Below are 24,933 nucleotides of genomic sequence, written 5' to 3' on the forward strand. Positions count from 1 at the left end.
GCGTCACCCTCCGATCTGGAAAGCTGCGGCAACCAGCAGGATCAGAATCTCGCCAGTCTGCTCAAACGCGCCGAGGATGTCGCCGGTCTGCCCGCCAATCTGGCGGATGGCAAGTCGCGCCAGCATCAGGCCGGCGAGGGAGAGCAGGATCAGGCTCACCAGCGCCTTGCCGGGCCCCAGCGCGAGCGTGAGCGTGAGGATTCCAACAGCGAATGCGATCGCAACGCTGCGGCCCGGCGGTGATCCGGCGCTCGCCGACAGGCCGTCAGGTCGCGCAGGCGCGACCTGCGACATGAAGGCCGGCAAGCCCGCGCGGGCCGCAGTATGCGCAGCGCACAGCGCGAGCGCGACGGCCCACGGATTGGCGATCGCCGCGAGCGCGCTCCAGCGCAGGCCGAACGACAGGATCAGCGCGCAGACGCCATAGGTGCCGATCCGGCTGTCGCGCATGATCTCGAGCTTGCGCTCGCGGGTGCGGCCGCCGCCGAGCCCGTCGGCAGTATCGGCAAGGCCGTCCTCGTGCAGCGCGCCGGTGACGAGGGCGGTCGCGGCCAGCGCGAGCAGCGCGGCAAGGTTCGGTGCCAGACCGAACCGGCTCGCGACCTTGTAGACCAAGGCGCCGGCAAGGCCGACCAGCAGTCCTGCGACGGGCAACGCCCAGGTCGCGCGTGCGACAGCGCCGTCGGCTGCGGGCTTCGACGATGCGACGGGGAGGATCGTCACGAACGATGCCGCCATCCTGAGATCGGCGATGACGTCTCGCAAGAGTTGGTCGCGCGGCATCATTTCAGTTTCATCGGCAGGCCGGCGACGACGAATTCGACTTCGTCGGCGACTTCAGCGATGACCTGGTTCATGATCCCGGCGGCGTCGCGAAAGCTGCGCGCCAGCGCGTTGTCGGGCACGATGCCAAGGCCAACTTCATTGGTGACGAGAACGACGGGGCTTTTCAACCGGGGCAGGGCGCCGGCAAGCTCCTCGATCTCGCGTTCCCAGTCGCGCTCCGAATGCATCAGGTTGGAGAGCCACAGCGTCAGGCAATCGACGAGCCGCGCGCCGCCGCCGTCCGTGGCGAGCAGCGCGGGCACGAGACCGAGCGGCACTTCGCGTTCGATCCAGTCGGTTCCGCGGCGCGCGCGATGTCTGGCGATGCGCGCCTCCATTTCGGCATCGAGAGCCTCGGCCGTCGCGAGATAGACCGGCTGCCCGGGAAAGGCGCGCGTGCGCATCTCCGCGCGCTTGCTCTTGCCCGATCGCGCTCCGCCGGTGATCAAAATGACGGCCATAAAGTCTCCTGTCGGCCTGCACTAATCACCAAACGCGGCCAAAAACAAAGCCGAAATCCGCCAATCAGGGGCTTGCGCTCCGGCCACCCTTTGCGCAACAGGGGCAGGACAGGAGGCGGGTGTGGGTTTTGCGGGTGCGATGGCGGTTGCGATGGTGGTGGATGCCCTGGTGGGCTGGCCGTCGTGGTTGTTCGCGCAGATCGGCCATCCCGTCACCTGGCTGGGCTGGCTGATTTCTGCCATCGACAAGGCCTGGAATCGACCGTCTGATCCGCCGGCATTCCGCCGCGCCGCTGGTCTCGCCGGAGCGCTCGCGGTGATCGGACTCTCGGTCGCGCTCGGCTGGGCACTTCAGTCTCTGCTTCCGTTGGGTTCGATCCAGATCGTGCTGGTCGGCGTCGTGGCCTGGCCGCTGGTCGCCTTGCGTTCGCTGCACGACCACGTTGCTGCCGTCGCAAATCCGATGCGGGCCGGTGACATCCCCGCCGCGCGCGACGCGGTCTCGCGCATCGTCGGCCGCGATCCCCTGACGCTCGACGAGGCCGGGATCGCGCGCGCGGCGATCGAGAGCCTCGCCGAGAATGCGTCCGACGGCATCGTCGCACCGGTGTTCTGGGGCGCGATGTTCGGTCTTCCCGGCATTTTGGGCTACAAGGCGATCAACACGCTGGACTCCATGATCGGCCATCGCTCCGAACGCCACGAAGCCTTCGGCTGGGCCGCGGCGCGCATCGACGATGTTGCCAATTTCATCCCGGCGCGGCTGACCGGATTTCTGTTCGTGCTGCTGGCGCCCCAGCGATCCGAGGCACTGTCGTGCATGATGCGCGATGCACGCCGACACCGTTCGCCCAATGCGGGCTGGCCGGAGGCAGCCATGGCGGGTGCGCTTGGCGTGCGGCTCAGCGGTCCGCGAATCTATCACGGCAGCACCACCAACGAGCCCTGGCTGAACGAAGGTGCGCGCGATCCGCTTGCCGCCGACATCGATCGGGGATTGACGGTTTACCGTCGCGCCATGCTGCTGCTCGCCGGCCTCCTTGCGATCCTGGCCTTCGCGTGAAAGAACAGCGCATGCGCGAGCACGGTGGAAATCTCGATCAGGCCCAGCAACGTTTCGGCGGTCGCGCGGAGGACTGGATCGATCTGTCGACCGGGATCAACCGCCTGCCTTATCCCGTGGGCGAGGTGAGCTCGCGCGCGTGGAGCGCGTTGCCGTCGCGCGCCGAGATCGAGGCGCTGCATCAGGCGGCGCGGCACGCTTACCGCACGAGTGCGGCGGTTGTCGCACTTGGCGGCGCCCAGGCCGCGATCCAACTGCTGCCGCAACTTCCGCCGGCAGGCCGCGCGTGCATCCTCGCGCCGACCTACAATGAATATGCGGGGGTCCTCTCGGCCGCGGGCTGGGAGGTCCAGGAGGTCGGGGAGCTCGACGCGCTGGCGGGCGCGGACGTCGCCATTGTCGTCAATCCCAACAATCCTGACGGCCGATGCCATCCGCGAAAGGATTTGCTGGCGCTGCTGCCGCGCGTCGGCCGTCTCGTCATCGACGAGAGTTTCGCCGATGCGGCCCCGCAGCTGTCACTTGCATCCGAGGACCGGCCGGGGCTGCTGATCCTGCGCTCCTTCGGAAAGTTTTACGGCCTTGCCGGCCTGCGGCTCGGTTTCGCTCTCGGCAATGCGTCCGACATCGCCAGGATCGCCGCGATGTCGGGACCTTGGCCGGTCTCGGGAGCGGCAATCGCGATCGGTTGCCGCGCTCTGTATGACGATGCCTGGGCCGAGGCCACCTCCGCGCGGCTCGCGCGTGACTGCGCTCGCCTCGATGGCATGGTGCAGTCGCAAGGCTTGACGGTCATTGGCGGGACGCAGCTGTTTCGTCTCTACGCGACGCCTGACGCGCTTGCCGCGCAGGAAAAGCTGGCGCGTCGCCATATCTGGTCTCGCGTGTTCGCGCGGGAGCCGGCATGGCTGCGCCTCGGGCTTCCGGGCGGCGAACCCGAATGGTCGCGCCTGGCCGAGGCGCTAGCGCGCTAGCGCGAGCAGGCCTTCGACGTCGAGATGGGCTTCGATGTGATCGGCAAGGGCATCGAGCGCGCTCTCGACCCTGGCGTGATAGGGCTCGTCGCCTGCGGGAATGTCGAGCTTCGCCAAAAACGCCTTGCGAAAATCGTCCGACGTGAACAGACCGTGCAGATAGCTGCCCTGCACACGTCCGTCGCGCGAGATCGCGCCTTCCGGTTCGCCGTTCAACCTTGCGAATGGACGCGCGCGATCCGGCCCATCAGTGCGGCCGATGTGGATTTCATAAGCCTCGATCGGCTGATCCGTCGCGGCATGCACGGCCGCGACACGCGTCAGCGTCTTCTCCGAGCTCATCACCGTTTCCACATCCAGAAGTCCGAGACCCGGTGTGTCGCCGGCGGGTCCCTCGATCCCATCGGGATCAGTGACGCTGTGTCCGAGCATCTGATAGCCGCCGCAGAGGCCGAGCACATGGCCGCCTCTGCGGGAATGCGCCAGCAGATCAATGTCCCAGCCTTGCGCGCGCAGAAAGGCGAGATCGCCGCGCGTGGATTTTGAGCCGGGGATGATGACGAGCCTGACGTCGCCGGGAATGGCCTCGCCCGACCGCACCATCACGAGATCGACGCCGGGCTCGAGCTTGAGCGGATCGAGATCGTCGAAATTGGCAATCCGCGACAGCGCGAGACAGGCGATCTTGCATTGGCCCGGCTTGCGCGCATCGCTCAGGCCGAGCGCATCCTCGGCGGGCAGCTCGCCGGCGCGCGCGAACCAGGGCAGCACGCCAAAGCCGCGCCATGCGGTCTTTTCTTCGATCAGTCTGTAGCCGTCGTCGAACAGCGTGGGATCGCCGCGGAACTTGTTGATGACAAATCCCTGGATCATCGCGGCATCATCCGGGTCGATTACCGCCTTGATGCCGACGAGTTGCGCGATGACACCGCCGCGGTCGATGTCGCCGACCAGCACGACCGGCACGTCGGCCTTGCGCGCAAAGCCCATATTGGCGATGTCGGCCTTGCGCAGGTTCACCTCGGCCGGGCTGCCGGCGCCTTCCACCAGCACGAGATCGGCGCGCGCCTTCAGCCGCTCGAAGCTCTCCAGCACGGCGCCCATCAATGACGGCTTCATCGCCGCATATTCACGCGCACGCGCGGTCGCGATGCGTTTTCCCTGCACGATCACCTGCGCGCCGACATCGGTCTCGGGCTTGAGCAGCACCGGGTTCATGTCGGTGTGCGGCTCGACGCCAGCGGCGAGCGCCTGGAGCGCCTGGGCGCGGCCGATCTCGCCGCCGTCGACCGTGACGGCCGCATTGTTCGACATGTTCTGCGGCTTGAACGGGAGCACGCGCAGGCCGCGTCGCACAAAGGCGCGCGCGAGGCCGGCGACGATGAGCGACTTGCCCACGTCCGAGCCGGCCCCCTGGATCATCAATGCGCGCGCCATCGCGAGTTTCTTAGAACTCGACGCCGGCTTGCGCCTTGATGCCGGAGCGGAAGGGATGCTTGACCAGCGTCATCTCGGTGACGAGATCGGCGATCTCGATCAGCTCGTCCTTGGCGTTGCGCCCGGTAAGCACGACATGCGTCATCGGCGGCTTCGAGGTCGCCAGGAAATCGACAACCTCCGCGATGTCGAGATAGTCGTAGCGCAGCGCGATGTTGATCTCGTCGAGCACGACCATGCGGAGATTCTGGTCGAGGATCAGCTCCTTGGCCTTCTCCCAGCCGGCGCGGGCGGCCGCGATGTCGCGGGCGCGGTCCTGCGTCTCCCAGGTAAAGCCTTCGCCCATGGCGTGGAATTGGCAGAGGTCGCCGAAATGGCCGGTGAGCATGCGGCGCTCGCCGGTATCCCAGGCGCCCTTGATGAACTGCACGACCGCACAGGGAAAGCCATGGGCGACGCAGCGGACGATCATGCCGAAGGCCGAGGACGACTTGCCCTTGCCGGCGCCGGTGTGGACGATGATGAGGCCCTTTTCGCCGCTCTTGGTCGCCATGATCTTGTCGCGGGCGACCTTCTTCTTCGCCATTTTCGAGGCGTGACGGGCGTCGGTTTCGTCGGCCGTCTGGGTATCCGGTTCTGACGTCATCGGACGGGGTCCTTCGGCTTGACAAGAGGCGGTCGGGGGCAAATGGTGGCCCGACGTTGGTTCCTGTCCTACGACAGGCGAAGAGGGAATGCGATAGGGTCCGAATCGGCAAGATTTGGTTCCAAAATGCAGCCGCCCCCGCGACCGTGACCGGAGAGATGCCCGAAGCCACTGATCCCCATGAGATCGGGAAGGCGGGGATCGAAGGGGAAACCCTGCTCCGGAAGCCGGGAGACCTGCCAACGCGGACGATTTTGGACCGGCGGACGGGGTGTTCCGCGACGGGGAAACGGGCCTTCGCAAGAACGGTTCGTGGGCCTCTTCGCTTCCCGCTGTTTATTCTGGAAGAAGCGATGACCGTCACACTTCATGTCTGCATCACCTGCCGCGCCGGCGAGACGCTTGGCGAGGGCGAGACGACGCCCGGCAAGCGCCTGCATGGTGCGATCCTCGAGGCCGGCGTGCCCGAGGGCGTCAGCGTGGTTCCCGTCGAATGCCTGTCTGCATGCAACCAGGGTTGCTCGGTCGCGCTCAGCGCGCCCGGCCGCTGGTCCTATGTCTATGGTCGCCTCTCGGATGCGCATGCGAGCGACGTGGTCGCGGGCGCCGCGGCCTATGCGGCCGCGCCCGACGGCCTCGTGCCCTGGCGCAGCCGCCCGGAGATCTTCCGCAAGCAATCGCTTGCCCGCATTCCCCCCATTCTCCCCTTGGCCGTCGTGCCGGAGGCTGCCGAATGAATTCGCTCGCAAAAGTCCCGGTCACGGTCGTCACGGGCTTTCTCGGCTCCGGCAAGACCACGCTGATCCAGCATCTGCTCGCCAACGCCAACGGCAAGAAGCTCGCGGTGCTCGTCAACGAGTTCGGCAGCGAAGGCGTCGATGGCGAGATTCTGAAATCCTGCGCCGATGCGAATTGCCCGGAAGAGAACATCATCGAGCTCGCCAATGGCTGCATCTGCTGCACTGTCGCCGACGATTTCATTCCGACCATGGAGAAGCTGCTGTCGCGGCCGGTGCGGCCCGATCATATCCTGATCGAGACCTCGGGCCTGGCTCTGCCCAAACCGCTGCTGAAGGCGTTCGACTGGCCGGAGATCCGTTCGCGCATCACGGTCGACGGCGTGATCGCGCTCGCCGACGCCGAAGCTGTTGCTGCCGGCCGTTTCGCGCCCGACCCAATTGCCGTCGAAGCGCAGCGCGCGGCGGACGGCAATCTCGACCATGAGACGCCGCTGTCGGAAGTGTTTGAGGACCAGATCGCCTGCGCCGACATCGTGCTGCTGACCAAGGCGGATCTTGCGGGCGCGGCAGGGCTCGAGACAGCCAAGGCGGCGATCACCGCCGAGATGTCGCGCCGCGTGCCGATGCTGGCGATCACCGACGGCGCGATCGACGCGCGTGTCATCCTCGACCTCGGCGCTGCCGCCGAGAATGATCTCGCCGCGCGGCCCTCGCATCACGACGGCGAGGAGGATCATGAGCACGACGATTTTGCGTCCGTCGTGATCGATCTTCCTGAGGTCACCGACATCGACGTGCTGGTCGCATCCGTTCAGCGGCTGGCGCGCGAGCAGAACGTGCTGCGCGTCAAGGGTTACATCGCGGTGGAGGGCAAGCCGATGCGCCTCTTGCTGCAAGCGGTCGGCGAGCGCGTGCGGCACCAGTTCGACAAGCCCTGGGGCGCGGGTGCGAGGCGGTCAAAGCTCGTCGTGATCGGCGAGCACGGAAACATTGATGAAGCCGCGATCAAGGCGGGACTTGGTCTTTCAGGATCTGGTATCTAATGCACGTAGTCTTCCGCGAGAGCCGCGGTCTCGAGGAGACCGCGATACCAAGGGACATCGGCCAGGATCCGGCCGATCTCGTGGTGCTCTCGTATTCAGATTCCGATCTTGCCGCGTTCGCGGCCGGCTGGCGCCGTGGCCGCGACAGCCTGCCGTCGCTACGGCTCGTCAATCTCGCAGAACTCCGTCATCCGCTCTCGGTCGACACCTATATCGAGCGCACGCTGGCGCAGGCGCGCGGCATCCTCGTGCGTCTGATCGGGGGTGAGTCCTATTGGTCGTATGGGCTCGCGGCCCTGCAGCAACTGGCGAAGGAGCGCGGCATCGTGCTGGCCGTGCTGCCGGCCGACGGCCGCGACGATACGCGGCTGGATGCATATTCGACCCTGCCGGTCTCGACGCTGCGGCGGCTCAAGGTGCTCTGCGACACCGGCGGCCCTGTCGCATCGCAAGCCGCGATCGCGCAGCTTGCGTTGGCTTCGGGCCTCTATGCGGGACCTGTTATCGGCGAGATGACCGTGCCCGAGATGGGCTTTTACGATCCCGCGCGCGGTGTCATTGCCGCGCCGGCGTTGGGTGAGGGCAGGCGGCGCGCGCTCGTGATCTTCTATCGCTCCTATCTCACCGCGGCCGACACTGGCCCGGTCGATGCCCTGATCGGCGCATTGCGCGAGAAGGGATTCGACGCGCATGGTGTGTTCGTCACCTCGCTGAAAGCCGCGGGGGTTGCGGATTGGTTGCGCGAGTATCTGGCGCATAATCCTCCGGCCGCGATCGTCAATGCGACGGCATTCTCGGCGATGGGCGACGACGGCACGACGCCGTTCGATGCCGCATCCTGCCCGGTGTTCCAGGTCGCGCTCTCCACGGCGCGGCGCGAGGATTGGGCGAGCTCGCTCCGCGGCCTGTCGCCCGGCGACCTCGCGATGCATGTGGTGCTGCCCGAGGTCGACGGTCGCCTGTTTGCGGGCGTGGTCAGCTTCAAATCGGCCGCGATGCGCGATCCCGATTTGCAATTTTCGCATCTGGCACACAGGCCCGACGACGAGCGCGTGAAGGCCGTCGGCGCGCGCGTTGCGGCCTGGCATCGCCTTGCGGAGAAGCCGGCCGCCGAAAAGCGGATGGCACTCGTACTCTCGAACTATCCGGGCCGTCCGCATCAGATTGCGCATGCGGTGGGTCTCGATGCGCTGGCCTCGGTCGAGGCCCTGGTGTCCGATCTCGCGGAGGCCGGCTTCGATGTTGCGCCGGTCCATGGACTCGGCGACACGCTGCTCGAGCAGACCTTGAGCTGGAGCGTTGCCGATTACCGCGCTGCGCTGTCGCGCCTTCCGCAAGTGTTGCAGGATGATCTCGCGCAAGCCTGGGGCGCGCCGGAGACCGATCCGGGTTGTCGCAACGGCGCGTTCCATTTCGCCGCGATTCAATGCGGCCGGTCGATCATCGCGGTTCAGCCGGAGCGCGGCGATGCGACCACGCGCGATGCCGACTATCACGATCTCGCCCGCACGCCGCGCCACGCCTATGTCGCGTTCTATCTCTGGCTCCGGCAGCAGGGCCATGATGCCGTCGTGCACATGGGCGCGCACGGCACGCTGGAATGGCTGCCGGGAAAATCCGTGGCACTGTCGCAGGCGTGCTGGCCGGAAGCCCTGATCGGCGATCTGCCCGTCATCTATCCCTTCATCGTCAACGATCCCGGCGAGGCCGCGCAGGCCAAGCGGCGCCTGGGTGCCGTCACGATCGGCCATCTGCCGCCGCAGCTCGCCGCATCAGCGGTGCCGGACGGGCTACGCAGGCTCGAACAGCTCCTCGACGAATACTCGACGGCTGATGGCCTCGATCCCGCCCGCCGCCAGCGTCTGATTGCCGCGATCCGCGATGAGGCACGCGCGGCTGGCCTGGAAGACGATCTTGGCCTCGATGCAGCCGCCGCACCGGCCGAAGCGATCCCGCGGATCGACCGCTTCGTCTGCGATCTCAAGGAAAGCCAGTTCGGCGACGGCCTGCACGTGTTCGGCCGCGGCGCCTGCGGCGACGCGGAGCGCGACGCTTTGCGGGCCGCGCTTGCAGGACAGCGCGTTGCGCCGGGTCCGTCAGGCTCACCCTATCGTGGCCGGCAGGACGTGCTGCCGACCGGGCGTAATCTCTTTGCCGTCGATCCGCGCGCGGTGCCGACGCCGTCGGCGCATGCGCAAGGCATTAAGCTCGCCGAAGAATTGCTACGTCGTCATCTGCAGGATCACGGCGACTGGCCAAAGGGCCTCGTCGTCGATCTCTGGGGCTCGGCGACGATGCGCACCGCGGGCGAGGAGTTTGCCATGGCGTTGCATCTGGCCGGCCTCGCGCCGCGCTGGGATCACGCCTCCGGCCGTGTGACCGGCTACGCCATCATCGCGCCTGCCGAGCTTGGCCGGCCCCGCATCGACGTCACGCTGCGTGTCTCGGGCCTGTTCCGCGACGTCTTCTCGGGCCTTGCGCAATTGTTCGAGGCGGCAGCCGAGGCGCTGTCGGCCCGCGAGGACGAGGGCGACGAAAATCCATATCGCCATCGCACATCGCGCGTGTTCGCGCCGCGTCCCGGACAATACGGCGTCGGCCTCTCGGCAATCCCGGACGCCTTCACGCCCGAGACGCGCGAAGCCGCCGGCGAAGCATGGCTCTCGGCATCGTCATGGGCGTTCTCGGCCGACGGCGAGATCAGGCTCGATCGTGCCGGTATCGAGAAGCGGCTCTTATCGGCCGATGCTTTTGTTCACGTGCAGGATTTGCCTGAAACCGATCTTCTGCTCGCGGCCGACTATGCCGCGCATGAGGCCGGCATTGCGGCTGCCGCAGCCTATCTCGGTGCGGCCGGACCATCGCTCTATCATCTCGACGCGACGCGCCCCGAGCAGCCGCATGCGCGTACGCTGACCGAGGAAATCTCCCGTGTCGTCCGCGCGCGCGCGGCCAACCCAGCCTGGATCGCCGGCATGATGCGCCACGGTTTTCGCGGGGCGGCCGAGATCACCGCAACGCTCGAGCATATGGCCGCCTTCGCGCATCTGGCCGCCGCGGTGCCGCCGCATCTGTTCGACCTTTACTACGATGCGACGCTCGGCAGTGAGGACGTCCGCGCCTTCATGGCCCGCGAGAATCCGGCGGCACTGGCGGCGATGGAGACGTGTTTCACGCGCCTGCATGAGGCCTCACTCTGGCGAACGCGCCGCAATTCGATCGCGGCTGCGCTGCGGGAGGCGTCATGAGCGCTTCCGTGGTCAAGGGCTGGTGTCCCGGCGCGCTGCGCCCGATGCAATCGGGCGACGGACTCGTGGTCCGCGTGCGTCCGTTCGGCGGACGGCTCGACGCGGCGCAGATCTCCGGACTGGCCCATCTCGCCGAGCGCCATGGCAATGGCCTGATCGACGTGACCAGCCGGGCCAATCTCCAGATCAGGGGCGTCAACGAGACCAGCCACAGGCTGCTGCTCGACGGCCTTTCGCAACTGGCGCTGCTCGATCCGGACGCTGAGACCGAATCCCGTCGCAACATTCTTGTGACGCCGTTCTGGCGTGCCGGCGACGCGACTCAATCGCTCGCCGCCGAACTCGAGGAGGCGCTCGCCGACAGCCAACTCGAGCTTCCAACCAAGTTCGGCTTCGCGATCGATGACGGCACCTCACGCGTGCTTGCGGGCGATTCCGCCGATGTGCGGATCGAGCGCGATGGTTCCGGCGGACTGCTGGTGCGGGCTGATGGCGACAAGCTTGGCCGCTCCGTCGCGCGTGGCGAAGCCGTGACCACCGCGCTGGCATTCGCTAAATGGTTCGTGATCTCTGGCGGCGCCAGAGGCGGGCGAGGGCGGATGGCGGCGCATCTTGCCGCCGGTGCAATCCTGCCGGTGGCATTGCGCGGCGAGGCCGAGCCGGCGCCGATCATGGCCGCGGCGCGCCCCGGCCTCTATGCGCAAGGTGCGATGGTCGGCGTCGCCTTCGGGCAGATGGCGCATGCGACGCTCGACCAGTTCGCCGGTTGCGGGCATGCGCTGCGCATGACGCCATGGCGGATGGTTTTGAGCGAAGGCAAGCGCGCGATGCCGAACGCGACCGGTCTCATCACCGAGGCCTACGATCCTGCGCTGCGCGTCATCGCGTGCAGCGGCGCGCCACGCTGTCGCGAGGCGCATGCCGATACCCGCGGTCTTGCTGCGGCCCTGGCGCCGAACATCGGCGCGGCCGCACGGCTCCACGTCTCCGGCTGTGCCAAGGGCTGCGCCCATTCCGGTCCCGCCGCCATCACTCTGGTTGCGACCGGCGCCGGCTTCGACCTCGTGCGCGCCGGGTCGACGCGCGATGAGCCCATCCTGCGGGGGCTGAACCGCGACGACATCGTCAGAGATCCCTCCATCCTGATGGGAGGGCACTGATGCCGCACACTTACGAGACCGACGGCGCGGCGATCTACCGGCAGTCCTTTGCGACCATCCGGGCCGAAGCCGATCTTGCGCGCTTCACGCCTGACGAGGAGCAGGTGGTGGTGCGGATGATCCATGCGGCCGGCATGGTGGGCCTCGAAGCGCATATCCGCTTCACATCAGGTATGGCGGTCGCCGCGCGCGCGGCCCTGCAGAGGGGCGCACCGATCCTGTGCGACGCGCGCATGGTCTCCGAAGGAATTACGCGGGCGCGGCTTCCCGCGGCCAACGCTGTCATCTGCACGCTGGGCGACGAGACTGTTCCCGCGCTCGCGCGGTCCATGCGCAACACCCGTTCGGCTGCGGCCCTGGAGCTATGGCGCCCGCATCTCGACGGCGCGATCGTGGCGATCGGCAACGCGCCGACCGCGTTGTTTCATCTCCTCAACATGCTGGACGACCGTGACTGTCCGCGGCCCGCGGCGATCATCGGCTGTCCGGTCGGCTTCGTCGGCGCGGCGGAGTCCAAGGCGGCGCTGATGGCCGATCCGAAGGTCCCCGCGCTCACGGTCGAGGGCCGCCTCGGCGGGTCCGCGATCACAGTCGCCGCCGTGAACGCACTGGCGAGCCGGAGCGAATAGCGATGGGACGCATCATTTGCTGCGGTCTCGGCCCCGGTGATCCTGACATGATGAGCGTGCGCGCCGATCGCACGGTGCGCGGCGCAAAGCATGTCGCCTATTTCCGCAAGAAGGGCCGGCCCGGCCAGGCGCGCCGCATCGTCGAGGGCATGCTGGCTGCCGACGTCACCGAATATCCGATGGAATATCCTGTTACGACCGAGATCGCCTTCGACACGCCTGAATATGTCCAGCTGCTTGCCGGATTCTACGATGAATGGTCGGAACGTCTGGCGCGGCTGGCGCGCGCGGTCGACGTCGTCGTGCTTTGCGAGGGCGATCCTTACTTCTACGGCTCCTTCATGCATCTGCACACGCGCCTGCAGGGCCGTGTCGAGATCGAGGTGATCGCCGGCATTCCCGGCATGGTCGGCTGCTGGAATGGCGTGGGACAGCCGATCGCGCTTGGCGACGATGTGACGACGGTGCTCATGGGCACGCTCGCCGAGGCCGAGCTCGAACGCCGAATGCGCGATTCCGATGCGCTCGTGATCATGAAGACCGGGCGCAATCTCGCAAAGGTCCGCCGCGCGCTCGCTGCCGCCGGACGGCTGGACGATGCCTGGCTGGTCGAGCGCGGCACCATGCCGGGCGAGCGCGTGGTGCGGCTCGCGGAGATCGATGCCGCCGATTGCCCCTATTTCGCGATCGTACTCGTGCACGGCAAGGGCCGGCATCCGGACGCCGCCGAATGACGGGCACGCTGACCATCGCAGGCCTCGGGCCGGGCAGCGATGCGCTGGTGACGCCCGAAGTCTCCGCCGCGCTTGCCGCCGCGACCGACATTCTGGGCTACGCGCCCTATGTCGCGCGCGTGCCGCCGCGACCGGGACTCAAGCTGCATCCCTCCGACAATCGCGAAGAGCTGCAGCGCGCGAGCGAGGCGCTGCGGCTTGCGGCCGAAGGCGGGCAAGTCGTCATCGTGTCCTCCGGTGACCCCGGCGTCTTCGCAATGGCCTCCGCCGTGTTCGAGGCGCTCGAACACGCGCCGCAATGGCAGGAACTGCCGATCCGTGTGCTGCCCGGCATCACCGCGATGCTGGCGGCTGCCGCGCGCGCCGGCGCGCCGCTCGGCCATGATTTCTGTGCGATCAATCTCTCCGACAATCTCAAGCCGTGGGCGCTGATCGAGAAGCGCCTGCGGCTCGCCGCGGAAGCCGATTTTGCCATTGCGATGTACAATCCGCGCTCAGTGAGCCGACCGGAAGGATTTGGCCGTGCGCTTGCGGTGCTGAACGAGGCCGGCTGCGGCGAGCGCCTCGTGATCTTCGCGCGCGCGATCAGCGCCGCCGATGAAAGGATCGAGACCGTCAGGCTGAATGAAGCGATACCCGAGATGGCCGACATGCGCACGCTGGTAATCGTCGGCAACTCGCAGACGCGCCGCGTCGGCCGCTGGGTCTATGCGCCGAGGCAGGCCCGATGACCGAGCCACTGCATGATCTCGGCCACGCTCTCGACCCGAAACCGTTCCGGCAATTGCGGTCGCGCGATCATGATCACGGGCAGGCCGAGTACCCGCGCAGCGTCGATCTTGGCGCGCGCGCCGTCGCCACCCGAATTGCGGGCGACGATCCGGGTGATGCCTCGCGCGCGCAGCATCTCCAGCTCGCCCTCGAGCGTGAACGGCCCACGCGACACGATGACATCCGCGGCAAAGGGCAGCGGCGCTTCGGCCGGATCGACGAATCTCAGCGTGTAGGCGTGCTGCGGCCTGGTCGCGAACGGCGCGATGTGCTGGCGGCCGATGGCGAGGAACACATTTGCCGGCGCCTCGGGCAGTGCGGCGACCGCGGCATTGACATCAGGTATGTCGATCCAGTCGTCGCCGGGCGCTTTGGTCCAGGGCGCACGCTCGAGAGCGATCAGCGGCGTACCGGTTTCCGCGCATGCCGCGACCGCATTGCGGCTCATTTCGGCGGCAAAGGGATGCGTAGCGTCGATCACATGCGTGATGTCTTGCCGGCGAATGTAATCGGCAAGACCGCTGACGCCGCCAAAACCGCCGATACGCGTCGGCAACGGCTGACCGGCCGGCGCACGGGTGCGGCCGCCGTAGGAATAGACAGCGTCAATGCCGGCGCGCGCGATCTCCGCCGCGAGCAGGCTCGCGTCGGCCGTCCCGCCCAGAATGAGGGCGCGCGTCATGGCTGATCCCTGGCTGACCATCATCGGTATCGGCGAAGATGGCCTTGCCGGGCTATCCGAGGCAAGCCGAAAGGCGCTCGATGATGCCGAAACTGTCTTTGGCGGTGAACGGCATCTTGCACTGGCCGGCGTGACGGAGCGCGGACGCCCGTGGCCGGTGCCGTTCGATGCAGAGATCGTGCTGAGCCGCCGCGGGCGTCCCACGGTGGTGCTCGCCTCCGGCGATCCGTTCTGGTTCGGCGCCGGCGCGAACCTCGCTGAAAAGCTCCATAGCGACGAATGGATCGCGTATCCGGCTCCCTCGACATTCTCGCTCGTTGCTGCGCGGCTTGGCTGGCGTCTGGAATCCGTTGCGTGTCTCGGTCTCCACGGCGCGCCATTCGAGCGTCTCGTGCCGCATCTGGCGCACGATGCGCGCATCATTTGCCTCGTACGCGACGCGAAGGCGGCTGGTGATCTCGCAAAATGGCTGACGACGCGCGGATGGGGTGCCTCGGCATTCTGGACGCTTACCGCGCTTGGCGGGCCGCGCGAAAGTATCAACGCGCATCGCGCCGACAGCTTCACAGGCGATCTTGCGGGAAGCCTGGTCACGGTGGCCGTGGAGGCGAGAGGAGCGCAGGGCCTTCCTCGCAGCTCGGGACTGTCGGACGATCTCTTCGTCCATGACGGCCAGATCACCAAGCGTCCGGTCCGTGCGCTCGCGCTCTCGGCGCTGGCGCCGCGTCCCGGCGAACGGCTGTGGGACATCGGCGCGGGCTCGGGTTCGATCTCGGTCGAGTGGGCGCTGTGCGGCGGGACGGCGATCGCCGTCGAGGCGCGCGAGGATCGCGTTGCGAGCATCCGCAACAATGCGGCGGCGTTCGGATTGGCGCATCGAATCACAGTCATCACGGGAAAGGCGCCTGAGGCCCTTGCTGCGCTGGACGGGCCTGACGCCGTCTTCATCGGCGGCGGGCTCGACATCGCGATGTTCGACGCCATCTGGTCGCGGCTCTCGCCCGGTACGCGGCTGGTTGCGCATTCGGTAACGTTGGAAACGGAAGCGCTGCTGGGTGAGCTGCACCAGCGCCACGGCGGCGACTTGATGCGGGTCGAGATTGCGCACGCCACTCCGCTCGGCCGCTACCGCTCCTGGGAGACGGTGCGGCCCGTGGTGCAATGGAGCACGGTCCGATGAAGGTCGCCGGGCTCGGATTCAAAAAGGATGTCACGCTGGGCTCGCTGCGCGAGGTGCTGATGGCGGCGGGCGGTCCCGAAGGCCTTGCTGCGGTCGCGACCGTGAGTGATAAAGCGGACGCGCAGGCGCTGAAGCAACTTGCGCGCGAATGCGGCGTGCCGATCAAGGCGATCGCCGCCGAAATGCTTGTTAGCATCGACACGCCGACAAAATCAAAACTCGTCGCCGAAAAATTCGGAACAGGATCGGTCGCCGAGGCCGCAGCACTCGCGGCAGCTGGACCTGGCGCGCGGTTGATCGCGACGCGGGTGGTCTCGCGGGATCGCACCGCGACCGCGGCGATCGCGGAAGGAGATGGTGCATGACGGTGCATTTCATCGGTGCAGGACCGGGCGCGCCTGACCTGCTGACGTTGCGCGGCCGCGACCTCATCGCCGCCTGTCCGGTCTGTCTCTATGCCGGCTCGCTGGTGCCTGAGGGCGTCTTGGCGCATTGCCCGCCCGGCGCGCGCATCGTCAACACCGCGCCGCTGTCGCTCGACGAAATCGTCGCGGAGATCGCCGCCGCACATGCTGACGGCAAGGACGTTGCGCGGCTGCACTCGGGCGACCTCTCGATCTGGTCGGCGATGGGCGAGCAGCTCCGCCGCCTGCGCGCGCTCGACATTCCCTACACGGTCACGCCCGGCGTTCCCTCTTTCTCGGCCGCCGCGGCTGCGCTGGAGGCTGAGCTGACGCTGCCCGGCCTTGCCCAGACGGTGGTGCTGACGCGCACGCCGGGCCGCGCCAGTGCGATGCCGGAAGGCGAGAAGCTCGCCGCCTTCGCCGCCACCGGCGCGGTGCTCGCGATCCATCTGTCGATCCATCTGCTCGACAAGGTCGTCGCCGAGCTGACGCCGCATTATGGCGCGGACTGCCCGGTCGCGATCGTCTGGCGTGCGAGCTGGCCCGACCAGCGCATCGTCCGCGCCACGCTCGCAACGCTCGACGTTGCCGTCGGCAGCGAGATGGAGCGCACCGCGCTCATCCTGGTCGGCAGGACGCTGGGCGCGGCGGAATTTTCCGAGAGCCGTCTCTATGCCGGCGACTATGATCGCCGCTATCGGCCGGTCGGCGCCGAACCGCGTTTTCCGGAGGTGTCGTGATGGCGGCAGGGCTCGTCATCTCCGCGCCGGCCTCCGGCGTCGGCAAGACGACGCTGACGCTGGCGCTCGCGCGCGCCTGGCGCAACAGCGGATTGCGGGTGCAGTGCTTCAAGAGCGGCCCCGATTACATCGATCCCGCGTTTCATGCGGCCGCGACGGGGCGCGCCTCGGTCAACGTCGACAGCTGGGCGATGGATCGCGGGACGATCTCGCATCTCGTCAGTCGCGGCATTGACGCAGATGTCGTGCTGGCCGAAGGCTCGATGGGCCTGTTCGACGGCGTTGCCGCGCGCGGCGTCTGCGGCACCGGAGCGACCGCCGATATCGCGGAGATGCTGGACTGGCCAGTGCTGCTGGTGATCGATCCCTCGGGCCAGGCCCAAACGGCGGCCGCGATTGCCGCGGGCCTTCGCGATTACCGTCCCGGCTTGCGCCTTGCGGGCGTCGTGCTCAATCGCGTTGCGAGCCCGCGCCACGAAGCCCTCGTGCGGCGCGCGCTGTTGGATGCCGGCATCGCCGTGTTCGGCGCGCTGCCGCGCCATGCCGAGATCAGCCTGCCGAAACGGCATCTCGGACTGGTCCAGGCCGAGGAGCAGGCGGAGATCGGCAAGCTGATCGACGAGGCCGCCCGCTTCGTTGCCGAACATGTCGATCTCGACGCGGTGCTGCGTTCGGCTGCCACCTGGTCGCCGCAACCTGCCGCGAGCGGCGTGAACGTAACGCCGCCCGGCCAGCGCATTGCGCTCGCCCGTGACGCTGCATTCTCCTTCGTCTATCCGCATATGCTGGAAGCGTGGCGCGCGGCGGGTGCGGAGATATCGACATTCTCGCCGCTCGCCGATGAAGGCCCTGATCCGGGCGCCGATGTGTGCTGGCTGCCCGGCGGTTATCCCGAGCTGCAGGCCGGCAGGATCGCGGCCAATGCGCGCTTCCGCAGCGGATTGCGCGCCTTCGCCGAAACGCGCCCGGTGCATGGCGAGTGCGGAGGCTATATGGTGCTGGGCACCGCTTTGACCGACGCCGATGGCATCCGCCACGAGATGACGGGCCTGCTCGGCCTGGAGACGAGTTTTGCCAAGCGCCGCATGCATCTGGGCTATCGTCTGGCCGAGCTCGCCGCGCCGATGCCGGGTCATCAGGCGGGTGCACGCCTGCGTGGCCACGAATTCCACTACTCGACGATCGTCGCGCAGCCCGACACGGCGCTGGCGGTCGTGCACGACGCGACAGGCGCGGTCATCGCCGAGACCGGCTCGCGGCGGGGACAAGCCACCGGCACGTTCTTCCACCTGATCGCGGAGGACCGGTGAGCGGTTTTGTCTCCTTTGTCTCTGCCGGCCCCGGCGATCCCGAGCTGCTCACGCTCAAGGGTGCCGCGCGGCTGCGCGAGGCCGACGTCGTGCTCTATGACGATCTTGCTTCAGGCGCGATCCTCGATCTGGCCCGGCCCGGCGCCAATCTCGTCGCGGTGGGAAAGCGGGCAGGACGGGCCTCGACCAAGCAGCACCACGTCAATCGATTGCTGGTCGACTACGCCGCAACAGGCGCGCGCGTGGTGCGATTGAAGTCGGGCGATGCCGGCATCTTTGGCCGGCTCGAGGAGGAGCTCGAGACGCTGCGGGAAGCGGGCATCGGCTACGAGATCATTCCCGGTGTCACCACGGCCTGCGTGGCTGCGGCTCAGGCCGGGATTCCCCTGACCCGGCGCCATACCTCGCGCCGGGTGCAATTCATTACCGGCGCGGACGTCACCGGCGAGCTGCCGCCAGACCTCAACTGGGTAGCGCTGGCCGATCCCGAGGCGACGACCGTGGTCTATATGGGTCGCCGCACGTTTCCGGCGCTTGTCGCGAAATTGATCGAGCATGGCCTCGCCCCAACCACTCCGGCGTTGCTCGCCGAATCGCTCGGCCGTCCCGATGAGCGGCTGGTCCGCACCACCATTTCGGAACTTGCCGAGCAGGTTGCGCGAGGCGGAGCGGCCTCCACGGCGGCCGTCATCCTGTTCGGCGCGCTGGCCGGGGATTATCCGTCATGACGCTCTCGGCCGCCCTTCGCCCCTTGACGCCCGGCTGGCGAAAGGGGCACACAGGAGACGCATGGTGCTCGACGCGGCGCAAAGCGCCGGAGCATAATCGGGAATGGGGATGGGCGGACCCAGTTGCGGCGCCCAAAACCCCAGCCGCCCCCGCGACTGTAAGCGGTGAGGGACTTCGATCAGCCACTGGGCCGCAAGGCTCGGGAAGGCCGGAGACTCCCAGTGAACCGCGAGCCAGGAGACCGGCCGTGCACGTTTTGAGGCCAAGGCCGTCGGGTGTGACGGCAAGAAGGATCTGAGCCATGCATATCGAACCCGGACTAGTCTCGGACGCCAAGCTCGTGCTGAGTTACGCAACCGGCATCGCCGTGGGCGGCGTTGCCTTGAAGCTCGCGGTCGAGACCGTGCGCGAGCAGGGCATCATTTCGTTCGCGGCGCGGACGCTCGCCACCACGGGACTCGTGTTTATCTTCTTCGAGATCCTGCCGCACTTCCCGGTCGGCGTCTCCGAAGTGCACTTCATCCTCGGCTCGACCTTGTTCCTGCTGTTTGGAGCTGCGCCTGCGGCCTTCGGCCTCGCGTTCGGCCTGCTGTTCCAGGGCTTCTTCTTCGAGCCGCCCGACCTGCCGCAATATGGCATGAACGTCACCACGCTGCTGGTGCCGCTGTTCGGGATCCAGGCGATCGCCACGCGGATCATTTCGAGCAACACGGCCTATGTCGATCTGAAGTACCGCCAGGCGCTGGCGCTTTCGACGACCTATCAGGCCGGCGTCATCGCCTGGGTGGCGTTCTGGGCGCTCTATGGCGCCGGTTTTGGCGCGACCAACCTCGTCAACATCGCGACCTTCGCGGCGTCCTATGCGCTCGTCATCGTGATCGAGCCGCTCGCCGATCTCGGGGTGCTGGCGCTGGCGAAGTCGCTGCGCGGCGTCACCGCGGCCGGCCTCGTCACACCGCGTTTGCACAACGCGGCCTAGAGACAAGCGAACGGGCGGCCGTGATGCCGCCCTTCGCAGCCACGATGCTCACGCTCTCCCTGATAGGCATCGGTTGCGGCGATCCCGAGCAGCTCACGCGCGCCGCGATCACTGCCATCAACGCGGCCGATCTCGTCCTGATCCCGCGCAAGGGGACTGCAAAGTCCGATCTCGCCGATCTCAGGCGGACGATCTGCGCGGATGTGCTCACCAGTGACACGACGCGCATCGCCGAGTTCGATCTGCCCGTCCGTGATGCCGCTGAAGCGGATTATCGCAAGGGCGTGGACGATTGGCACGATGCCGTCGCCGCTGCCTGGTCGCAGACGATCGCAGATCATCTCGAAGGCGAGGGCAGAGTCGCGCTGCTGATCTGGGGCGATCCCTCGCTTTATGATTCCTCGCTGCGCATTGCGCGGCGGCTCAATCCCTCGCCAAAGATCGAGATCGTTCCCGGCATCACCTCGATCCAGACGCTGTGCGCGGCGCATGCGCTGCCGCTCAATGACATCGGCGAGCCCTTTCTGGTCACGACGGGACGTCGCTTGCGTGAGGGCGGCTGGCCGGCAGGCGTCGATACCGTGGTGGTGATGCTCGACGGCGGCACGGCGTTCCAGTCGCTCGATCCGAAAGGCCTGCACATCTGGTGGGGCGCCTATCTCGGCATGCCCGATCAGATCATCATGTCCGGCGCGCTGGCCGAGATCGGCCCGCGTATCGTCGCGGTGCGGCAAGAGGCGCGCGAACGACACGGTTGGATCATGGACAGTTACATCCTCAAGCACAGGCTGTGAGGCAAGCGAGGCAGCATGCTCCCCGAATGGGTCACTCAACAATGCCCCGATATCTCCGCAGTCCATCGCGAGGCGGCGGTGGCGCGGCAGGCGCAACTGACGAAACCGACCGGCGCGCTTGGCCGGCTCGAGCAGCTCGCGATCGAGCTTGCGGGCCTCCAAGCAACCGAGCAACCGCGCGCGGCGCGGGTGCCGATCGTTATCTTCGCCGGCGATCATGGCATCGTCGCCCAGGGCGTCTCGGCCTATCCGCAGGAAGTGACGATCGCGATGCTGGCGAACTTTGCCTCCGGCGGTGCCGCGATCTCGGTGCTCGCGCGTGAGCTGGGCTCCAGCCTGGAGGTCGTCGATTCCGGCACGCTGGCGCAGGAGGAGATGGCTGGAATCGTGACCGACAAGCCGCGCAGCGGCACGCGCGATTTCAGTATCGAAGCTGCGCTCACCCCCGCAGAGCTGGCATTTGCGTTCGAAGCCGGCCGACGTGCGGTGACGCGCGCGCAGGCCGGGCAGCCCGATCTTCTGATCTTCGGCGAGATGGGAATCGGCAACACCACGACATCGGCGGCGATCGCGGCCGGCTTGCTCGGTGTGAGCGCTGAGGAGATCGCGGGCAGCGGGACCGGCGTTGACGCGGCCGGCCGTGTGCACAAGGCGCGGGTGATCGACGCTGCGATCGCACGCCATGGCATTGCGGGCGCTTCGCCCGAAAAGATCCTGTGCGCCGTCGGCGGTCTCGAGATTGCGGCCATCTGCGGTGCAATTATCGCGGCTGCACAGCTCCGCATCCCCGTGTTGATCGACGGCTTCATCGTGTCGGTGGCGGCGCTGGCGGCGGCGCGGCTCAACCCCTCGTGCCAGCCGTTCCTGCTGGCCTCGCATCAATCCGCCGAGCAGGGCCATCGGCTGGTGCTTCGCGCGCTGAATCTGCAGCCGCTGATCAGCCTCGATCTCAGGCTCGGCGAAGGATCGGGCGCGGCCATCGCGCTGCCGCTGGTGCGGTCGGCCTGTGCGCTCCACAACGGCATGGCGACCTTTGCGCAGGCCAATGTGCCGGATCGTCCGGCCTGATCAAATCGTCCGCTGATTGACGGAGACGACGCGCCAGCCGGTCGCGAGCCGGTCGATCCGGGTCAGCGACAGCGGATCGATCACAAACCGGAGCGCCGCTTGAGGCGTCAGATCCAGCGCGATGCACAGCGCCGCGCGGATCGTGCCGGAATGCACGACGAGCGTCGCGGCCCCGGCGCCGATCCTCGACAGACCCAGCCGGACGCGCGCGACCTGTTCCTCGAAGCTTTCGCCGCCCGGTGGCCGTCCGCACGCAGGATCGCTCCAGAACTGTGCATAGGCCTCGCCACCGGTCGCGGCGAGCTCGTCGTGCCGACGGCCGGTCCAGTCGCCAAAGTTCTGCTCGCTGAATTCGTCCAGCTGCAGCGGCTCGAGCCCCAGCGCGCGGGCCGTCTCGACCGTGCGCCGCGACGGACTCGCATAGCTCGCGGCGTCGCGCGGCAGGCGCTGCCGCAGCGCCTCCAGCTGCGCCCGAGCGCCGAGATCGGCCGGTGCGTCGGCTGCATGGATCGTCCCCGCGACGCCATCGACGGGCGCGTGCCGTATCAGCCAGAGGAAGGTCTCGCCTCCCATGCTTATCTCCAAGGAAACTGGTCGTTGTGGCAATAACGCCGCAACTGGCACATTGACTCTGTCTGGATCGTAATCCTAGATGCTCGCGACGGTTTCCCCGAGAGGGGATGAAAAGGGAATGCGGTGCGGGGACATTGTCCCCAATGCCGTGGCTGCCCCCGCAACTGTAAGCGGCGAATCTTGCATCACATGCCACTGGGTATCTCGGTCCCGGGAAGGCGACGCAAGGTATTGACCCGCGAGCCAGGAGACCTGCCGTCAGCCGTGGTCACACGCGAAGATGTCGGTCGGGGAGTACAGACATTCGGCTTCATCGGAAGGCTTATAAGCCGGAAGATGGGACCTTGGTTCGCGGTGACGTGCCACTGACGTCATACCGAGGTCCAAGACCGTGTCTCCTGTTCACATGATACGACGGCGTGCGCTTCTGCTTGCATCCGCCGCACTCACATCCTTTGTCGTTCTTGATCCCTCCGCCGCGCTGGCGCAGCAGGCTCGCGAACCTCTGCCGCCGGTCGAGGTAACGCCTGCCCAATCCCGCAAGCAGGCCAAGCCCGCCGCGCGGGAGGCGCAGGGCCCACGCCGCGCAGCAGCGCGCCGGCCGGAGACTGCATCCGCAGTGCCCAAGCCTGTCGTGCCGACTGCGGCAGCACAGACGCCGCTCAATACCAATGCCGTCGCCGAAAGCGCCTCGCGCCTTGGCCTGACCGTGCGCGAAACGCCCGCGACCGTGGAGGTGATCTCGGCCGCAACCATGCGCGAGCAGGGCTATCGCACCGTGTCCGACGTCGCGCAGGGAGCGGTTGGCGTCACAGCCGGCGACAATCCGGCCGAGCCGTCGGCTTTCTCCATGCGCGGCTTCACCAATAGCCAGATCAACACGCTCTACAACGGCATCAAGATCGGTCCGCAGAACATGACCTCGCGGATCACCGACACGGCCAACCTGGAGGCCGTCGAATTCCTGAAGGGGCCGGCGTCGCTGATGTCGGGCGAGGGCGCCGCCGGCGGCGCGATCAACTTCGTCACCAAGCAGCCGCACACCGGTCCGATCCGGAACGAGGCGGATTTTTCCTGGGATTCGCTGAACTCGTTCCGCGCGCATTACGGCTCGGGCGGCAGCACCAATGTGCAGGGACTGGACTACCGTTTCGACGTCAGTCGTTCCTCGCTCAACGGCTTTGCCGACGACACCAACACCAAGACGCTCGATGTGTCGGGCCAGCTCAACTACCGCATCTCCGATAGCCTCAAGGTCTGGGGCGCGATCGAATACCGCGAGGATCGTTCGAAAGCCTATTGGGGGGCGCCGCTGGTGCCGATTGCCTTCAGCGGTTCGCATGCGACGACGGGAATCGTGTCCGGCAATTATTTCAACAAGACTGATCTTGGGGCCGTCACGATCGACGACCGCACCTTCAACACCAACTACAACGTCCTCGACAACAAGAACGTGGCGAAGGAAGTGTGGCTGCGCGGCGGCTTCGAGCTGAAGCTCGCGCCCGACCTGACGTTGAAAAGCCAGGCCTATGGTTATGGCGCAGAGCGCACGTGGCTCAACAACGAGGTCGAGGCGTTCAATTCCGGCACGAACATGGTCGACCGTGGGCGCTTCTATGTCGCGCACAGCCAACGCTTGGTCGGCAACATCACCGACCTGGTCTGGGATGCGAATATCGCCGGCTTTGACAACCGCTTGGTCACGACGCTTTCCTCAAGCTACCTTGATTTCGTGAGGCCGGGCGCCGCAAATTTCCCCGATGATTCCGTCTCGCTGGTCAATCCCGATCGCGGCTATTACGGCTTGCTCACGACCAAGCAGCAGACCGCGCGGATCGACAACGAGGCACTGTCGTTCGAGGACCGGTTGAAGTTGACACGGACCTTTGCGGTGGTCGGCGGCCTCCGCGCCGAGCATATCGGGCTCGACCGCAACTCGACCGACAAGACCGGGCTCGTGAACGTTGGCTTTCCGTTCTCGCAATCCTGGGTCCCGACCACGGGTCGCATCGGCTACACGTGGGAAGCCGTTCCGGGCCTGACCTTCTTCAGCCAATATGCGACCGGCGCCGACATCTCGGCCAACAACATCTTCCTGCTCAATCCGACCGATCCGCTCAACCTGACCACCGCGCGCACCTACGAGACCGGCGTCAAGCACCTGTTCTGGGACAACCGGGCGGAGTGGTCGTTCTCGGCCTATGACATCCTGCGCAAGAACGTCTATGCCGCGGCCGGCGGCATGCAGCTCAACCTCGCCGGGCGGCAGGAGTCGAAAGGCGTCGAGCTGGCCGCATCCGTGCGGCCGATCGAGCCTCTGCGTCTCTGGGGCAACATCGCCTATGTCGATGCGCGCTACGCCGATTACGATTTTGTCGGCGGCTCGTTCTCCGGCAACACGCCGCCGAACGTGCCGCGCGTCGTCGCCAATGCCGGCGCGTCGTACCGGTTCTTCACGCCCTGGGCGGTCGAGCTCGGCATCACCGGCCGCCATGTCGGCGACCGCTACAACGCCGATGCCAACACCGTGACGCTGAAGGCCTACACCGTGGCCGATGTCTACGCCTTCGTCGACATCCCCAAGACCGTGTTCAATGCGGTCGATCAGGCCCGCCTGACATTCCGGGTGCGCAACATCGCCGACAAGCGTTATGCGATCTGGGGCGATCCGTTCTATCCCGATCAGATCCTGCTGGGCGCGCCGCGCACCTATGAAATCTCGGCCGCGTTCAAATGGTAGGAC

At 67.0% G+C, this 24,933-nt stretch carries 24 protein-coding genes and 3 riboswitches; of the genes, 18 read left to right on the plus strand and 6 right to left on the minus strand.

Going from position 1 to position 24,933, the window contains the following annotated elements; all coding sequences use genetic code 11:
* Positions 1–3: 3 nt before the first annotated feature.
* Both cobS and cobU read right to left on the minus strand, forming a co-directional pair.
* A complete protein-coding gene (gene cobS / locus AC0L3J_RS21285; protein ID WP_456765040.1) occupies positions 4–786 on the minus strand; it encodes an adenosylcobinamide-GDP ribazoletransferase in 783 nt (260 codons plus the stop codon).
* Positions 783–1,286: a bifunctional adenosylcobinamide kinase/adenosylcobinamide-phosphate guanylyltransferase gene (cobU, locus tag AC0L3J_RS21290; protein WP_456765039.1), complete on the minus strand. Its 504-nt coding sequence runs from the start codon at positions 1,284–1,286 to the stop codon at positions 783–785. The genes cobS and cobU overlap by 4 nt, the downstream gene beginning before the upstream one ends.
* Positions 1,287–1,407: 121 nt before the next feature.
* Here cobU and cbiB point away from each other — a divergent pair, with 121 nt between their 5' ends.
* Together cbiB and cobD are read left to right on the plus strand one after the other, a co-directional pair.
* On the plus strand, positions 1,408–2,349 hold the full coding sequence (gene cbiB, locus AC0L3J_RS21295; protein WP_473348236.1) for an adenosylcobinamide-phosphate synthase CbiB: 942 nt from the start codon (positions 1,408–1,410) through the stop codon (positions 2,347–2,349).
* An 11-nt stretch (positions 2,350–2,360) separates the two neighbouring features.
* Positions 2,361–3,323, plus strand: a complete 963-nt coding sequence (gene cobD / locus AC0L3J_RS21300; protein WP_456765037.1) for a threonine-phosphate decarboxylase CobD — start codon at positions 2,361–2,363, stop codon at positions 3,321–3,323.
* Here cobD and AC0L3J_RS21305 read toward each other — a convergent pair.
* Positions 3,312–4,760, minus strand: a complete 1,449-nt coding sequence (locus AC0L3J_RS21305) for a cobyric acid synthase (RefSeq protein ID WP_473348237.1) — start codon at positions 4,758–4,760, stop codon at positions 3,312–3,314. The genes cobD and AC0L3J_RS21305 overlap by 12 nt on opposite strands.
* Positions 4,761–4,770: 10 nt before the next feature.
* On the minus strand, positions 4,771–5,406 hold the full coding sequence (gene cobO, locus AC0L3J_RS21310) for a cob(I)yrinic acid a,c-diamide adenosyltransferase (RefSeq protein WP_456765036.1): 636 nt from the start codon (positions 5,404–5,406) through the stop codon (positions 4,771–4,773).
* 40 nt (positions 5,407–5,446) lie between these two features.
* Positions 5,447–5,664, plus strand: a riboswitch (cobalamin riboswitch).
* Between the two features lie 95 nt (positions 5,665–5,759).
* Here cobO and AC0L3J_RS21315 point away from each other — a divergent pair.
* From AC0L3J_RS21315 to cobJ, 7 genes are read left to right on the plus strand one after another with little or no spacing between them, the layout of a single operon-like run.
* Positions 5,760–6,143 (plus strand): DUF1636 family protein, encoded by a 384-nt coding sequence (locus AC0L3J_RS21315; RefSeq protein ID WP_456765035.1) that lies wholly within the window; start codon positions 5,760–5,762, stop codon positions 6,141–6,143.
* The gene (gene cobW, locus AC0L3J_RS21320; RefSeq protein ID WP_456765034.1) at positions 6,140–7,189 is read left to right on the plus strand and encodes a cobalamin biosynthesis protein CobW; all 1,050 of its coding nucleotides are present in this window, start codon (positions 6,140–6,142) and stop codon (positions 7,187–7,189) included. The genes AC0L3J_RS21315 and cobW overlap by 4 nt, the downstream gene beginning before the upstream one ends.
* Positions 7,189–10,437, plus strand: coding sequence for a cobaltochelatase subunit CobN (gene cobN / locus AC0L3J_RS21325; protein WP_473348238.1), 3,249 nt, complete (start codon positions 7,189–7,191; stop codon positions 10,435–10,437). Before cobW ends, cobN begins: the two co-directional genes overlap by 1 nt.
* Positions 10,434–11,597 carry a precorrin-3B synthase gene (gene cobG / locus AC0L3J_RS21330; protein WP_456765033.1) on the plus strand — a complete coding sequence of 388 codons (1,164 nt, stop codon included), beginning with the start codon at positions 10,434–10,436 and terminating at the stop codon, positions 11,595–11,597. Before cobN ends, cobG begins: the two co-directional genes overlap by 4 nt.
* The gene (locus tag AC0L3J_RS21335) at positions 11,597–12,226 is read left to right on the plus strand and encodes a precorrin-8X methylmutase (protein ID WP_456765032.1); all 630 of its coding nucleotides are present in this window, start codon (positions 11,597–11,599) and stop codon (positions 12,224–12,226) included. The genes cobG and AC0L3J_RS21335 overlap by 1 nt, the downstream gene beginning before the upstream one ends.
* A gap of 2 nt (positions 12,227–12,228) precedes the next feature.
* Entirely contained in the window at positions 12,229–12,960 is a 732-nt protein-coding gene (locus AC0L3J_RS21340; RefSeq protein WP_456765031.1) for a precorrin-2 C(20)-methyltransferase, read from the plus strand.
* Positions 12,957–13,691 (plus strand): precorrin-3B C(17)-methyltransferase, encoded by a 735-nt coding sequence (cobJ, locus tag AC0L3J_RS21345; RefSeq protein ID WP_456765030.1) that lies wholly within the window; start codon positions 12,957–12,959, stop codon positions 13,689–13,691. The genes AC0L3J_RS21340 and cobJ overlap by 4 nt, the downstream gene beginning before the upstream one ends.
* Here the strand turns inward: cobJ and AC0L3J_RS21350 are convergent.
* Positions 13,667–14,413: a cobalt-precorrin-6A reductase gene (locus AC0L3J_RS21350; protein WP_456765029.1), complete on the minus strand. Its 747-nt coding sequence runs from the start codon at positions 14,411–14,413 to the stop codon at positions 13,667–13,669. The genes cobJ and AC0L3J_RS21350 overlap by 25 nt on opposite strands.
* Here AC0L3J_RS21350 and cbiE point away from each other — a divergent pair.
* From cbiE to cobT, 8 genes are all read left to right on the plus strand, one after another.
* Positions 14,412–15,593, plus strand: coding sequence for a precorrin-6y C5,15-methyltransferase (decarboxylating) subunit CbiE (cbiE, locus tag AC0L3J_RS21355; protein WP_456765028.1), 1,182 nt, complete (start codon positions 14,412–14,414; stop codon positions 15,591–15,593). The two genes, AC0L3J_RS21350 and cbiE, sit on opposite strands and share 2 nt — an antisense overlap.
* Positions 15,590–15,958 carry a cobalamin biosynthesis protein gene (locus AC0L3J_RS21360; RefSeq protein ID WP_456765027.1) on the plus strand — a complete coding sequence of 123 codons (369 nt, stop codon included), beginning with the start codon at positions 15,590–15,592 and terminating at the stop codon, positions 15,956–15,958. The genes cbiE and AC0L3J_RS21360 overlap by 4 nt, the downstream gene beginning before the upstream one ends.
* A complete protein-coding gene (gene cobM, locus AC0L3J_RS21365) occupies positions 15,955–16,737 on the plus strand; it encodes a precorrin-4 C(11)-methyltransferase (RefSeq protein ID WP_456765026.1) in 783 nt (260 codons plus the stop codon). Before AC0L3J_RS21360 ends, cobM begins: the two co-directional genes overlap by 4 nt.
* Positions 16,737–18,047, plus strand: coding sequence for a cobyrinate a,c-diamide synthase (locus tag AC0L3J_RS21370; protein ID WP_456765025.1), 1,311 nt, complete (start codon positions 16,737–16,739; stop codon positions 18,045–18,047). The genes cobM and AC0L3J_RS21370 overlap by 1 nt, the downstream gene beginning before the upstream one ends.
* Entirely contained in the window at positions 18,044–18,775 is a 732-nt protein-coding gene (cobA, locus tag AC0L3J_RS21375) for a uroporphyrinogen-III C-methyltransferase (RefSeq protein WP_456765024.1), read from the plus strand. The genes AC0L3J_RS21370 and cobA overlap by 4 nt, the downstream gene beginning before the upstream one ends.
* Before the next feature lie 45 nt (positions 18,776–18,820).
* Positions 18,821–19,040: riboswitch (cobalamin riboswitch) on the plus strand.
* A gap of 37 nt (positions 19,041–19,077) precedes the next feature.
* Entirely contained in the window at positions 19,078–19,755 is a 678-nt protein-coding gene (locus AC0L3J_RS21380; RefSeq protein ID WP_456765023.1) for an energy-coupling factor ABC transporter permease, read from the plus strand.
* A gap of 44 nt (positions 19,756–19,799) precedes the next feature.
* Positions 19,800–20,549, plus strand: a complete 750-nt coding sequence (gene cobF, locus AC0L3J_RS21385) for a precorrin-6A synthase (deacetylating) (protein WP_456769663.1) — start codon at positions 19,800–19,802, stop codon at positions 20,547–20,549.
* 15 nt (positions 20,550–20,564) lie between these two features.
* On the plus strand, positions 20,565–21,617 hold the full coding sequence (cobT, locus tag AC0L3J_RS21390) for a nicotinate-nucleotide--dimethylbenzimidazole phosphoribosyltransferase (protein WP_456765022.1): 1,053 nt from the start codon (positions 20,565–20,567) through the stop codon (positions 21,615–21,617).
* Here cobT and AC0L3J_RS21395 read toward each other — a convergent pair whose 3' ends face one another.
* Positions 21,618–22,190, minus strand: coding sequence for a histidine phosphatase family protein (locus AC0L3J_RS21395; RefSeq protein WP_456765021.1), 573 nt, complete (start codon positions 22,188–22,190; stop codon positions 21,618–21,620). It abuts the gene before it with no gap.
* A gap of 72 nt (positions 22,191–22,262) precedes the next feature.
* Positions 22,263–22,464, plus strand: a riboswitch (cobalamin riboswitch).
* Between the two features lie 132 nt (positions 22,465–22,596).
* Between AC0L3J_RS21395 and AC0L3J_RS21400 the strand changes: the two genes are divergently transcribed.
* The gene (locus tag AC0L3J_RS21400) at positions 22,597–24,930 is read left to right on the plus strand and encodes a TonB-dependent receptor (RefSeq protein WP_456765020.1); all 2,334 of its coding nucleotides are present in this window, start codon (positions 22,597–22,599) and stop codon (positions 24,928–24,930) included.
* Positions 24,931–24,933 lie beyond the last annotated feature (3 nt).

Source organism: Bradyrhizobium sp. Kon37 (assembly GCF_055807535.1).